Consider the following 11958-nt stretch of genomic DNA (forward strand, 5'->3'; position numbering starts at 1 on the left):
GCGTCCGTACGCCAGACTGGGTGGCATGGTGGGCAATCGGGTGGCCGTGATCGGCGCCGGCATCATCGGCGCAGCCGTGGCGCGGGAACTGCTGCTGCGCGATCCGGCGACCCGGGTGACGGTGATCGAGAAGGAGGCCGAGCCGGCCCTGCACCAGACCGGGCGCAACAGCGGCGTCGTGCATGCCGGGCTCTACTACACGCCCGGCTCGGCGAAGGCGCGGCTGGTCCGGTCGGGGATCGCCCTGCTGCAGACGTTCTGTGATGATCATGGGCTGCCGTACCAGGAGGTCGGGAAGGTCCTGGTCGCCCTGACCGACCAAGATCGGGAACGGATGTCGGCGATCTTCGAACGGGCTCGGGCGAACGGCGTGCCCGGGGTACGGCTGGTCGACGCGGACGGGCTGCGGGAGCTGGAACCGCACGCCGCCGGGATCGCCGGGCTGCACTCCCCCACCACCGCGATCACCGACTACGGCGCGATCACCCGCGCCCTGCTCGGCGAGGTGATCGACGCCGGCGGCGAGCTGCGGACCGGTATCGCCGTGACCGGTTTCACCGAGGTGGGCGACGAGGTCCGGGTCTTCGGCGGCGAGGAGCTCGGCGGCTACCACCGGGTGATCAACTGCGCCGGGCTGCAGGCCGACCGGCTGGCCCGGCTCGCCGGTGATCAGGAGTATCCGGTGATCGTGCCGTTCCGCGGCGAGTTCGCCGTGCTGCGGGCGGACCGTGCGGACCTGGTCAACGGCCTGATCTACCCGGTGCCCGATCCGCGTTATCCCTTCCTGGGCGTGCATCTGACCCGCCGGGTCGACGGCCGGGTGCTGGTCGGCCCGAACGCCGTCCTGGCGCTGGCCCGGGAGGGCTACCGGCGTCGCGACGTGGCCGGTGATCAACTTCTGTCCCTGGTCCGCTGGCCCGGCTTCCGCCGGTTCGCGCGCCGGAACTGGGCCACCGGGATCCGCGAACTGGCCGGGTCGTCCAGCCGGCGCCTGTTCGCCCGGGCCGCCCGCCGCTATCTGCCCGAACTCCGGGTGCGTGATCTTGAACCGGCGCCGCCCGGGATCCGCGCCCAGGCGATGGATGCCGACGGCTCGCTGGTCGACGACTTCCGGATCAGCCGGGCCGGCCGGGTCGTCTGCGTACGCAACGCTCCTTCACCGGCCGCGACCGCCAGCCTCGCCATCGCCCGGGAGATCGTCGACACCGCCCTCGGCTGAGGCGTCGCCCGAACCCGAGGTGGTGCCCGGGAGCGCGAGGGTGAGGCCGACGGTCTGCTGGAGCCAGGACCGGAGTTGCTGCAGCGTACGCTCCGGCGGCCAGTCCGCCTCAGCCAACGGGCCCGAGGCCGTGATCGCCAGCAGGGCGGACCAGGCGGCCTCGTGGAAGGCGAGGATCGTCCGCCGGTCGGGTGCGATGGCCGGCAGCGCCAGGAGCAGGTCGCGGTGTTCCGGCAGGATCCGCTGAGCCTTCGACAAGGCGCCCATCCGGCCGGTTTCGGGGTCGATGAGGAGACACAGCTTGACCAGCTCGCCCCAGATCAGGTGGCAGCCCTGCACCGAGGTGACCAGGTCGTCCCGACCCAGCACCACCGGGAGCAGGCCGTAGACGCGGACAAACTGGGTGATCACCGCCGCTGCGCCGTCAAGATCAACGGCCGTGTCTCCGGGTGGCGGCGTGAGGTCGAGCGGCTCCCCGTACACCTGGCGGAGCGGCATTCGCGGTCCGCCCGGGCGCTGATCGTCGGTGACACTGAGGTCGACCCTGGTCCACGGTGGCAGCACCAGGTTGAGCAGGCAGTGGTGATCACTCTCCCGGCGGATCACCAGCAGCGGTTCGTCGGCCCCGGTGACGGCAGCCAGCGCGGCATCGGCGAGGTCGGCCGGAGCGACGCCGTCGGCGGCGACGATCATGAGATCGAGATCGCTCCAGCGGTCGGCCGCATCCCGGGCGAGGCTGCCGCCCAGCAGGACGGCGCGCACGCCCGGCAGGGCCGACAGCAGTTCGACGTGATGATCAACCAGGTCGCGTGCGTCCGCCATGCCGCCGACTCTAGTGCCGGTTCAGGCTGCGGCGCTCCCCGTACCCGCCGCCCAGATGAGCCGGGCGAAGTCTCCGGACCCGAGGTTGTGGGTGCCGGCGTGATTGGTGACGTAGACGTCACCGTACGGGGAGCGATAGACCATCGTCCCCGGCTCGGGTTGTCGTCGCCCCCAGCCACCGTGGGTCACCAGCCGGTGCTCGGTGCGGGAGTTCGGCGTCAACCTGTCGAGGCCGGTCTGACCGGGCGGCCCACCGCGCTTCATCGACAGGTAGGGAAGGACATGATCAAGATCGAGCCCGGCCATGGCCGTGGACCACGGAAAGCTGCTCGCCGGTTGCCGGAGTGCCAGGTGCCGTCGGTGCCGGCGCGGGATCTCGTAGCGGTCGACCGGCGGGGGCGGATCGTTGAGATCGATCACCGGCCGGACCGTCACGCAGCAGTGGCCGAGCCAGTCCTTGACCACGCCGAGGGCGGTCGGCCCGATGCCGGGCACCCGGCAGACGCCGGTCCCTCGTTCCAATGAGTCGGCGTCGACGTACACGAACAGCGTCGCCTTGGCCAGCAGGTCGGCCGGCTTGAGCTTGCGGACCAACCGCTCGACGGCGGCCCTGAAGATCGCAGACTCCGGGCCGGGGCCGGCCGGCCGATCTCGGAGCGACGGATGGATCTCGGACTCCTCCACGACACGGTCGGGATCCTCGCCGGCCACCGGCCGCACGGCCGACTCCAGGTCGAGGTCGAACAGGTCGGGCTGCCGGGTCCGGGCGACGAGTTCGGTGGCCTGCAACTCGCCGGCAAGCATCGCCATCGCATCGGCGCGGCGCTCGTCGGCCGTCGCCGTATCCACCGGAAGGCAGGAGGCGATCTCCTGGATCCGGGCGTAGACCCTGATCGCCTCCGGCGGCGTCAGCCGACCGTGGATCCCCTTCAGCCCGTACTCATCGGTTTGCGACAGCCAGACGCCGCGCTTCCGCCGGGCCTCGGCCGCTTCCCGCTCGATCCGCTCGCCGTCGACCCGGATGATCACCGCCTGCACCAGCCGCTCGAGCTTCGGCCACGGCACCAGCCCCGCATGATCGACAACCTCGGCATCGACGACCCGGGCTTGTTCGAAGGTCAGCGTGCGGGTCATCCGCGCCACCTTGCAGCCCTGCCAACCGATCAGGTGGCCGCTGATGATCTTGGCCCAGAGCCCAGGCAGCCGATCCCGCAGATCGAGCGCGTCCCCGAAGAAGCCGAGCGTCGCGACGTAGCCCTTGTCGATCTTGGCCCCGAACGTGGCCACCGCAAGATCGTTGACCTCGGGCGTCCCGTCGCCTCCCGGACGCACACCCCGCGCCCCGCCGTCCAGCCGCAGCTGATCCCCATGGATCGACTCCGCCGGCCAGGCATCGGCCCACGCGACGGCCCAGCAGAGCAGCTCGTTCTCGGCCGCGATCCGGGCACGGTACGCCGCCTCGGCACCCTTCAGGATGCCGGCTGCCGCACCGTCCTCGATAGTCTCCGACCCGAACATGTGTTCGATTCTATGCCGCGCCACTGACACTCCGGGTCGGTCGATCACCACGGCCCGGCGACGCTAGGTTGCTGCGGTATGAGCGAAGGTGAGCCTCTGACCGGAGGGAGCGCCACGCAAGGGATCGTTCGGATCGGGGACACGGTGCGGCGACCCCTGCGGCCGTTCAGTCTGACCGTGCAGGCCTACCTGGGTCACCTGCGCGATGCCGGATTCACCGGCGCGCCACTCCCGCTCGGCATCGATGAGCAGGGTCGCGAGATGCTGTCGTACGTCCCCGGTGTGGTGCATCGGCACCCGCTGCCGGCGGAGGTGGCGGGGGACGATGTCCTCGTCGCGCTGGCTCGGCTGATCCGTGCCCTGCACGAGGCGTCGGCCGGGTGGGTACCGCCCGCCGGCGCGGTGTGGGGCGGGTCGGCTGCCAGTCAGGGACCGATCGCCGGGCATTCCGAGTTGGTCAGCCATCGCGACTATGCCACCGGCAACGTGATCTTCCGCGACGGTCTGCCCACGGCGTTGATCGACTTCGACCTGGCCAGGCCGACCACCCGCCTCTACGACCTCGCGAACGCGCTGTGGTTCTGGGCACCCCTCAAGTGGGCCCATCCCCGGGACCGGCCACCAGCACTGGCGAATGCCGACCTCGTGCACCGGATCGAGGTGTTCGCCGACGCCTACGGCATGACGGCGCGGCAGCGAGCGGAACTGACGCCCCTGGCCGTCGACCTCGCGCGCCGCTATCACGAGGATTCCCGCGCCTCCGCCGAGCTGGATCCCAGGTTGCGCAAGGACTGGGAACAGGGCGGTCGTGACGTACTGACGCGCGCCGGCTCCTGGCTGCGCGAGATGGCCCCGGCCATCGCTGCCCGCCTCGCCCGACCGGGCTAGCCCACCCTGCCAGTGTCAGGTCTGGGGCGCGGCGAGCGGCGGGTGCTCGAGGACGCGGGGCTTGTACTCGACCAGCTGGATGCCGCCGTCGAAGGTGCGGTGATCGATCATCTCCAGGGCGACGTCCGGGTAGCCGTCGTAGATGCGTTCTTCGCCGGTGGCGCCGGTGATCACCGGGAACATCCCGACCCGGAAGCGGTCGACGAGTCCGGCTCGCAGCAGGGACCGGCACAGGCTGAGGCTGCCGATCGTGCTGAGCAGCCCGGTGCCGTTCGCCTTCATGGCGCGGACGGCCTCGACGGCGTCGTCGCGGACGAGGGTGGAGTTGGCCCAGGTCAGTGGCGCCTCGAGCGTGGAGGAGAACACCACCTTGGTCGCCTGGGTGAGCTCGTCGACGGATTCCTCTTCCTCGGGCCGGAACTCGTCCACGCCTCCCGGAAGGTTGCCGGCGGCGAAGCCGGACATCAGGCGGTACGTGGTCGCCCCCATCAGATAGGTGGCCGTCGGCTGCTCACCGAGCCAGGCGAGGTACTCCGGACCCTCGAGGCCCCAGAAGCCGGGCCAGCCCTCTCCGGAGGCGTAGCCGTCCAGCGAGGTGATGAAGTCGACGAGGAGTTCCGACATGACGGTGTCCTTTCCCAGGGTCTATGAGCTTGGACCGGCCGGGAGCCCAAAACTCATCGCCCTCATCCTGCGGATCTGACAGGTCGGCCTTCGCCGGTTAGCCCGGGATCAGGGAGCTGACGGTCCCGTCGTCCGCGGTGGTCGCGATCGTGGCCGCGCCGCCGGCGGTCACCGCGATCCTGATCCGCTCGGTTCCCTCGGCGTCACACATCAAGAGCGCCACCGTGCCGTCGGTCTCGCGGGACAGCCGCATCCGCAGAATGCCGTTGCCGTCGACGCCTTCGGACCAATAACGCTGCGCGATGGCGTCCCGTTCGGCTTCGGTCTTGCCTTCCACCTCCTCGGTGAAGTCGGCGACCGAGAAGAACGGCTGGTCGGCGAACTCGATCCACTTGGTCCGGAGCTCGCCCTCCTGCGCGGCGCCGAGGCGGAAGCCCTCGTTCTGCTCGAAGTCGTCCACGGTCCAGAAGCCCATCTGTCGCGGCACTCCGTCGACCGTCCCGCCGGTGTAGACCAGCCCGCCGGCCTCGGTTCCCTCGTCGTTGCAGAACAGGATCCCGCCGAAGGCGGGGCGGCCCGAGTGTTCGACGTCCCGGCCGCGGATCGGGGCGGTCCGGGACATCGTCGAGTTGCCGATGATCATCCGGGTCCGACCGTCGGGTTCGACGACCCTGATCCGCTGCACCCGCAGCTCGGGAGCCGGGCTGTCGATCTTGATCCCGGCCGCCTCCGCGGCGGCCTCGGCTCGGGCCAGGGCCTCGGTGGCCGCGGCGTGCGCCGCTCGAGCCGCCGCGAGCGCGTCGTTCACTTGAGCTTCGTCGATCATCCCGAGACGATAACCCCTCCGATCCAAAGAAATCATGGGTTCGGTGGACACGGTGGTGATGCGGCCGGCGCGGCCGGACGAGGCGGGGTTGCTGGGCAACCTCTGGCTGATGCCCGCATCGATCGGTACCGGCCTGGGCCGTCGGCTCTTCGAGCACGCGATTATGACGGCGCGCGGCCTCGGCTTCCGGACGCTCACGATCGAGGCGGAGCCGCTGGCGGAGGGCTTCTATCTCGCCATGGGTGCGGTACGGGTCGGCGAGGTGGCCTCGGGCTCGATTCCCGGCCGAAGCCTTCCGGTGCTGAGCTACAGCGTGATCACAGCGGCGCGCTGACCGGCTCGACAACGCCGTCCACCGCGACGGTACGGCCGCCGACCAGGACCCGGGCGATGCCCTCCGGGGCGGCCCAGGGATCGAGGTACGTGGAGCGTTCGGTGATCGTGTCCGGGTCGAAGATCACCAGATCGGCCAGCAGCCCGGGCACGATCCGGCCGCGGTCTGACAGCCCGGCCCGGTCGGCGGGCGCCGAGGTGCAGCGGCGGACGGCGTCTTCCAGGCCGAGCAGGGATTCCTCGCGCACGTACCGCTGGAAGAGCCCCGGGTAGGCACCGAAGTAACGCGGGTGCGGCAGTCCGCGATCGCGCCGGTCCGGGTCGACCGCAAGGCCGTCGGAGCCGATCATGCTCAGCCGGTGCGTCAGCACCGCGCGAAGATCAGCTTCGGAGCGGCCGAAGGCGATGATCGACGGGTCGGCGACGGCCAGCAGCTCGACGGCCGCCGCGGCCGGCGACTGCCCGGTCCCGGCCGCAACGTCCGCCACGGTTCGGCCGGCCAGCTCGGGCCGTCCCGGCATCAGGCCGAGCAGGATCTCGTCCCAGCCGACGGCCGGATCGGTCATCTCCTCGATGATCTTGGTCCGGACCTCCGGATCGGCGAGCCTTGCGTGCAGCCCCGCCTGTCCCCCGTCCATGGCCCAGCGCGGCGCCAGCTGGGACAGGTTGGTGCTGCCGGCCAGGTACGGATAGCAGTCCACCGCGACGTCCACCCCGGCCTCGGCGGCCGCGTCGATCTCGGCCAGGGCCGCGGGCACCGAGCCCCAGTTGCGCCGGCCGGCCACGGTGAGGTGGGAGATCTGCAGCCGGCAGCCGGACCGTTCGGCGACCGTCAGGGCCTCCCGAACGGCGTCCAGCAGCCCGCCGCCGTAGTCGCGCATGTGGACGGTCAGCAGTGCGTCGTTGCGAGCCACCACCCCGGCCAGCGCGGTCAGCTCCTCGACGCTCGCGTACGCACTCGGCGGATACATCAGGCCGAGCGACAGCCCGACCGCGCCCTGGTCCAGCGCCTGCTGCACCAGGCCGCACATCGCGGCCAGTTCCTCGGGGCTCGGCGGCCGTTGATCAAGACCGACGGCCGAGGCCCGGATCGCCAGATGCCCGGCCAGCAAGGCGATCCGGAGGTTCGGCCGGTGCTGCTCGACCTCGGCCAGGTACTCGCCGACGCCGGACCAGGCCCAGCCCACCTCCGGCACCTCGACGATGCCGAGCAGCCCGCGGACACCGGCCACCGCGTCGGCCGCGACCGGGGCGACGGCGAGGCCGCAGTTGCCGGCGACCTCGGTGGTCACGCCCTGCCTGATCTTGCTGGTGCCGGCGGGATGATCAAGGATCGACAGGTCGGAGTGCCCGTGCAGGTCGACGAACCCGGGCGCGACGACCAGCCCGTCCGCGTCGATCAGTACGTCGGCCGACGCCCCGGCAAGATCACCGACGGCGACGATCCGGCCGTCCCGCCAGCCGACATCGGCCCGGCGACGCTCCGCCGCTGCCCCGTCGACGACCGTGCCGTCGACGACCAGGCCGCCGACGATCACCCCGTCCAAGATCATCCCCGGCTCAGCCTTCGATCGGAGTCCGCTGCTCGCCGAGGTTGCCGACCCGGGCGGTCATCACCTCGCCGGGCTTGAGGAAGACACCGATCGCGACGCCGGTGCCTTCCGGCGTTCCGGTCTCGATCACGTCGCCCGGCTCCAGGGTCATCACGGATGACGCGAACGCGATCAGCTCGGCGACGCCGAAGATCATGTCCTTGGTCGAGCCCTGCTGCCGTACCGTGCCGTCGACCTCGAGCACCAGCTCCAGATCCTGCGGGTCGGGCACCTCGTCGGCCGTGACCAGGTACGGTCCGAGCGGCGCGAACCCGTCCGGCCACTTGCCGAGCAGCCAGTCGAAGAACGGATGGGCGTGCTCCTCGTCCCGCTCGAAGCCGGGCTCGATCTTGCGCGCCGACACGTCGTTCGCGGTCACGTAGCCGGCCACCACGTCCAGCGCACGGTCGAGCGGCACGTCGCGGCAGCGCTCGCCGATCACCACCGCCAGCTCCACCTCCCAGTCGTTCCGGGTGGAGATCGAGGGCAGCGTGATCGGGTCGTACGGCCCCGTGATCGCCGTCGACGGCTTGAGGAACAGGCGCGGCGTGGCCCGCGCCGGGTTCATCGGGGTGCCGCCGCCCTCCTTGATGTGGTCGGCGTAGTTGGCGGCGACGGCCAGCAGTTTCGGCGGCCGCAGCAGCGGCGAGGTCAGCGTGATCTCCGCCGCCGACCGCTCCGGGCCGGACCGCTGACCGGCCGCGGCCAGCCCCTCCCCCTCCAGAACGCCGAGCAAGTCGCCCGACCCGAGTTCAATCACCCCGGACTCGAGATGATCACCGGCCAGTCGGCCGTGGTAGAGCTCGCCGTCCCGGCGGTAGGTGACGAATCGCATGATCAGGATCCTTCCAGGTTGATGACGGCATTCTCCGTGATCGACCGGCGGACCGCGTCGACGACCCCGGCCACCGCCTCGGCGTGGGCCGGTTCCAGCACCGGCTCGGCGGGCGGCGGGCCGTACCCGATCAACCGGGCACCGCCGTCGATCAGCACGGCCGGCCGGGTCAGGTCGGCCGCCAGCACGCCCTCGTTGCCCATCACCCGGAGCCGGGCCTCGTCCAGTCCGGGCGTGGCGATCCGGCTCACCGCGATCGACGCGCCGACCTCGTGCTCGAAGATCAGCGTCGCGGTCAGCACCCCGTGATCATCGTCCAGCGGGCCGGTGGATCGTGCCGAGACCGTACGCACTCCGAGGCCGAGCACGGACCGGACGGCGTCCACCGCCCCGGCCAGCAACCCGCCCAGCGTCTCGTCGCCGGGGCCCCGCCGCACCAGTTCGGCCTGCACCGACCAGGGCAATCCCAGGTCCCCGCGGAGGACCGCCGCGGCGACCCGCTGAACCCCGGGAGAGGTCCGCACCAGCAACCCGCTCATCGCGCCCCCTCACCTTCGAGACTGATCATGGTCCCGCTCGCCAGGGAGCGTTCCGCGGCGTCGCCGAGGACGACCGCGGCCAGCCCGGTCCGGCCGGTCACCGGCTCCTCCTCGAGTTGATCACCGCGGACCGCGGCCAGCCAGGTCCGGGCCTGGGCCAGGAACGGGCTCGGCCCGGCCGGCACCGAGCGGGTCCCGTCGTGGCCCCAGGACAGCAGTCCCTCGTTGTCCCAGGGCAGTCGCAGCGTCCCGCCGTCGCCCTGCACGAACACCTCCCGGTAGCCGATGCCGCGCGGTTGGTTGGCCCGGCTCATCTCGCAGACGGCGGACGCGCCGGACGCGTAGCCGACGGTGATCATCAGGTAGTCGTGCACCTCGAGGTCGGCGGCGGCCCGCTTCCGGCCGTGCGCATGCAGGTGGGTCGGGGTGTCGCCGAGCCACCAGGTGACCAGGTCGAGCAGGTGGACGCCGTTGTGCAGCGCGTGTCCGCCGGACCGGCTGCGGTCGATCTGCCAGTTCCGCCAGTCGCCCCAGATCCAGCCGCCGAGCAGGGTGATCCGGGCCTGCAGCGGGCGGCCGACGGCACCGTCGACGATGGCCTGCCGGACCGCCCGCGCGTACGGGGCGTAGCGGTGCGTGTGCGCGGCCGACAGCACCAGCCCGCGGTCCTCGAACAGGGTGACCAGCTCGGCCGCGTCGGCCGACGTGATCGCCAGCGGCTTCTCGATCAGGGCGTGCACGCCGGCGTCGGCCAGGAGCTTCCCGATCGCCGGGTGGCTGTGGTTCGGCGTGCAGACGATCGCCGCGTCGGCCGACCAGTCGGCGATCGCCGTACCAAGATCAACAGCCCACGGCACCCCGCCGGCCGACTTCGCCGCGGCGGCGGCGCGACCGGGATCGAGATCGACGATGCCGGCCACCTCGGCGTCCGGCAACTGTTCCAGGGCGGACAGGTGTTCGCCGGCGATGAAGCCCGAGCCGACGACGATGACTCTGGTGGGTTCGCTCATGATCACGCCAGCCCCAGTGCCGGCCGCGGATCGCCGTCCAGCAGCCACTCCAGCGTTTCCTTCTTGATCTCCGGCATCCCTTCGATCCGGGTCGCGGCCATCGAGCGCAGCCCGGCGACCGCGTCGGCCGGGGTCCACAGTGCGTAGTCGGAGCCGAACAGCAGCTTGTCCACCACGGACCATTCCTGGGCCCGGGCCAGCGCCAGGTAGCCGTCCATCGGGCGGTGCCAGCTGGCCGAGACGTCGGTGAACACGTTGCGGTTCTTCCGGCAGATCACCATCGTCTCGCGCTGCCACGGGTGGCCCATGTGCGCGATGATCTGCTTCAGACCCGGGTGCCGCCGGGCGACCTCGTCGACGACCAGCGGCTGGCTGATGTCGAGCCGGCCCTCCGGGCTCGGCGTCGCACCCATGTGCCAGAGGATGATCAGTCCGGCCGCCTCCGCCGCCGCGTAGACCGGGTCGTGCTTCGGGTCCCGCGGATCGAAGTGCGCCAGCACCGGATAGAGCTTGATCCCGCCCAGGCCGCGCGCGACGCCGTCGTTGAGTTGATCAAGAACGTCGTCGTCGCTGAGGTCGAGCGCCATGAAGCCGAGGGTCGGGGTCTCGGTGTTGGCGCAGAACCACTCGACGTACTCGTTCGGTGTGTCCACGCCGGCCCGGGTCGCCCGCAACCCGAAGGTGAACGCGAGCTCGACGCCGGCCTCCTTCATCGCCGCATCGAACTCGGCGGGCGACTTCTCCTCGTAGTCGTGACCGTAGACGGGCTTCCAGTTGGTCTCCCACTCCGGGCCCCAGTGCTCGCTGAGGTGACAGTGGGTGTGAACGTCGATCATCGCTTCCTGTTCGGTTGTGGTGCGGAGGGGTGGTGATCACACCCGCAGCTGCGCGGTCAGATTGCTGATCGCGACGACGAAATCCTGATCATGGCGGAGCGCATCGGCGAGCCGGCTGAGGACGCCGGCGTACTCCTTCTGCCGGGCCGGGCCGAATTCCGCGGCCGGGCCGGACAGGCTGACCGCGGCCAGCACCGAGCCGTCCAGTTCGATCCCGGCGGCGATGCAGCGCAGGCCGGTGCTGCGTTCGTTGTCGTCGATCGCGTATCCGCGGGTGCGGACCTTCTTCAGCTCCCGCAGCAGGTCCGGCAGCTCGGTGATCGTGGACGGCGTGAAGCCCTCCCACGGCGCGGCCGGCAGCCGCCGGGTCGCGTCGTCGTCGTCCAGCCCGGCGAGCAGCACCTTGCCCAGCCCGGTGCAGTACAGATGATCACGAGAGCCCGGCGCGGCGTTGAACCGCAGTGGCCGGTCCGGCTCCTCGACGCAGAGGTGCAGCACCTGATCACCGTCCAGCACGCCGAGGTTGCAGGTGTGCCCGGTCTCGGCCGCCGCCTCGGCGAGGTAGTGCCCGGTGACGTCGGCGATGTCCAGCGACGCCCGGTACGCCGACGCCAGATGCTGCACCTTGTGCCCGAGCCGGAACGACGGCTGCTCGTCGATCCGTACCAGATACTCCAGCTCGACCAGCACCGACAGCAGCCGGACCAGCGTGCTCTTGGGCAGCTTGGTGGAACTGTTGAAGTCGCTCAGGGTCAGCGGCCGGTCGGCCGCGGCGAGCTGCTCCATCAGGCCGAGGCCCCGGGCCAGCGCGTTCGCGTGGTAATTCGCCGAGGCCGGACGGCTGTCGTCCAGGGCCGGCTGCTTGGCGGATGAGGCATGACGGGCCACGACTCAGCCCTCCTGACGTTGAGAATCG

General features: G+C 71.1%; 13 protein-coding genes. 3 read left to right on the forward strand and 10 right to left on the reverse strand.

Annotation, left to right across the window (positions count from 1 at the left end):
* The first annotated feature begins 25 nt into the window (after positions 1-25).
* Complete coding sequence (gene lhgO / locus ACFQU4_RS12070; protein ID WP_377491630.1) at positions 26-1219, forward strand: L-2-hydroxyglutarate oxidase; 1194 nt, start codon at positions 26-28, stop codon at positions 1217-1219.
* Here lhgO and ACFQU4_RS12075 read toward each other — a convergent pair.
* Positions 1157-2041: a hypothetical protein gene (locus ACFQU4_RS12075; protein WP_377491633.1), complete on the reverse strand. Its 885-nt coding sequence runs from the start codon at positions 2039-2041 to the stop codon at positions 1157-1159. The two genes, lhgO and ACFQU4_RS12075, sit on opposite strands and share 63 nt — an antisense overlap.
* 21 nt (positions 2042-2062) lie before the next feature.
* On the reverse strand, positions 2063-3559 hold the full coding sequence (locus ACFQU4_RS12080) for a DUF222 domain-containing protein (protein WP_377491636.1): 1497 nt from the start codon (positions 3557-3559) through the stop codon (positions 2063-2065).
* A 177-nt stretch (positions 3560-3736) separates the two neighbouring features.
* Between ACFQU4_RS12080 and ACFQU4_RS12085 the strand changes: the two genes are divergently transcribed.
* Entirely contained in the window at positions 3737-4447 is a 711-nt protein-coding gene (locus ACFQU4_RS12085) for a phosphotransferase (protein WP_377491639.1), read from the forward strand.
* A 15-nt stretch (positions 4448-4462) separates the two neighbouring features.
* Here the strand turns inward: ACFQU4_RS12085 and ACFQU4_RS12090 are convergent, their stop codons facing one another.
* Together ACFQU4_RS12090 and ACFQU4_RS12095 are read right to left on the reverse strand one after the other, a co-directional pair.
* Positions 4463-5071 carry a dihydrofolate reductase family protein gene (locus ACFQU4_RS12090; protein WP_377491642.1) on the reverse strand — a complete coding sequence of 203 codons (609 nt, stop codon included), beginning with the start codon at positions 5069-5071 and terminating at the stop codon, positions 4463-4465.
* Between the two features lie 97 nt (positions 5072-5168).
* Positions 5169-5897: a hypothetical protein gene (locus ACFQU4_RS12095; RefSeq protein ID WP_377491645.1), complete on the reverse strand. Its 729-nt coding sequence runs from the start codon at positions 5895-5897 to the stop codon at positions 5169-5171.
* A gap of 43 nt (positions 5898-5940) precedes the next feature.
* Between ACFQU4_RS12095 and ACFQU4_RS12100 the strand changes: the two genes are divergently transcribed.
* The gene (locus ACFQU4_RS12100) at positions 5941-6231 is read left to right on the forward strand and encodes a GNAT family N-acetyltransferase (RefSeq protein WP_377491648.1); all 291 of its coding nucleotides are present in this window, start codon (positions 5941-5943) and stop codon (positions 6229-6231) included.
* Here ACFQU4_RS12100 and ACFQU4_RS12105 read toward each other — a convergent pair.
* From ACFQU4_RS12105 to ACFQU4_RS12130, 6 genes are read right to left on the reverse strand one after another with little or no spacing between them, the layout of a single operon-like run.
* Positions 6215-7783 carry an amidohydrolase family protein gene (locus tag ACFQU4_RS12105; RefSeq protein ID WP_377491651.1) on the reverse strand — a complete coding sequence of 523 codons (1569 nt, stop codon included), beginning with the start codon at positions 7781-7783 and terminating at the stop codon, positions 6215-6217. The genes ACFQU4_RS12100 and ACFQU4_RS12105 overlap by 17 nt on opposite strands.
* A 7-nt stretch (positions 7784-7790) precedes the next feature.
* Positions 7791-8657 carry a fumarylacetoacetate hydrolase family protein gene (locus tag ACFQU4_RS12110; protein WP_377491654.1) on the reverse strand — a complete coding sequence of 289 codons (867 nt, stop codon included), beginning with the start codon at positions 8655-8657 and terminating at the stop codon, positions 7791-7793.
* Positions 8658-8659: 2 nt separating this feature from the next.
* Positions 8660-9196 carry a hypothetical protein gene (locus ACFQU4_RS12115; protein ID WP_377491657.1) on the reverse strand — a complete coding sequence of 179 codons (537 nt, stop codon included), beginning with the start codon at positions 9194-9196 and terminating at the stop codon, positions 8660-8662.
* Positions 9193-10206 (reverse strand): Gfo/Idh/MocA family protein, encoded by a 1014-nt coding sequence (locus ACFQU4_RS12120; RefSeq protein WP_377491660.1) that lies wholly within the window; start codon positions 10204-10206, stop codon positions 9193-9195. Before ACFQU4_RS12120 ends, ACFQU4_RS12115 begins: the two co-directional genes overlap by 4 nt.
* 2 nt (positions 10207-10208) lie before the next feature.
* Positions 10209-11042 carry an amidohydrolase family protein gene (locus ACFQU4_RS12125; RefSeq protein WP_377491663.1) on the reverse strand — a complete coding sequence of 278 codons (834 nt, stop codon included), beginning with the start codon at positions 11040-11042 and terminating at the stop codon, positions 10209-10211.
* 36 nt (positions 11043-11078) lie between these two features.
* Complete coding sequence (locus tag ACFQU4_RS12130) at positions 11079-11930, reverse strand: IclR family transcriptional regulator (RefSeq protein ID WP_377491666.1); 852 nt, start codon at positions 11928-11930, stop codon at positions 11079-11081.
* Positions 11931-11958: the final 28 nt, after the last annotated feature.

It is taken from the genome of Microlunatus sp. GCM10028923, from assembly GCF_042666975.1.
Taxonomy (GTDB): domain Bacteria; phylum Actinomycetota; class Actinomycetes; order Propionibacteriales; family Propionibacteriaceae; genus Microlunatus.

Coding starts and splice junctions, on each gene's coding strand:
- lhgO (WP_377491630.1), top strand. CDS start 26: ATGGTGGGCAATCGGGTGGCCGTGATCGGCGCCGGCATCATCGGCGCA.
- ACFQU4_RS12075 (WP_377491633.1), bottom strand. CDS start 2,041: ATGGCGGACGCACGCGACCTGGTTGATCATCACGTCGAACTGCTGTCG.
- ACFQU4_RS12080 (WP_377491636.1), bottom strand. CDS start 3,559: ATGTTCGGGTCGGAGACTATCGAGGACGGTGCGGCAGCCGGCATCCTG.
- ACFQU4_RS12090 (WP_377491642.1), bottom strand. CDS start 5,071: ATGTCGGAACTCCTCGTCGACTTCATCACCTCGCTGGACGGCTACGCC.
- ACFQU4_RS12095 (WP_377491645.1), bottom strand. CDS start 5,897: ATGATCGACGAAGCTCAAGTGAACGACGCGCTCGCGGCGGCTCGAGCG.
- ACFQU4_RS12105 (WP_377491651.1), bottom strand. CDS start 7,783: ATGATCTTGGACGGGGTGATCGTCGGCGGCCTGGTCGTCGACGGCACG.
- ACFQU4_RS12110 (WP_377491654.1), bottom strand. CDS start 8,657: ATGCGATTCGTCACCTACCGCCGGGACGGCGAGCTCTACCACGGCCGA.
- ACFQU4_RS12115 (WP_377491657.1), bottom strand. CDS start 9,196: ATGAGCGGGTTGCTGGTGCGGACCTCTCCCGGGGTTCAGCGGGTCGCC.
- ACFQU4_RS12120 (WP_377491660.1), bottom strand. CDS start 10,206: ATGAGCGAACCCACCAGAGTCATCGTCGTCGGCTCGGGCTTCATCGCC.
- ACFQU4_RS12125 (WP_377491663.1), bottom strand. CDS start 11,042: ATGATCGACGTTCACACCCACTGTCACCTCAGCGAGCACTGGGGCCCG.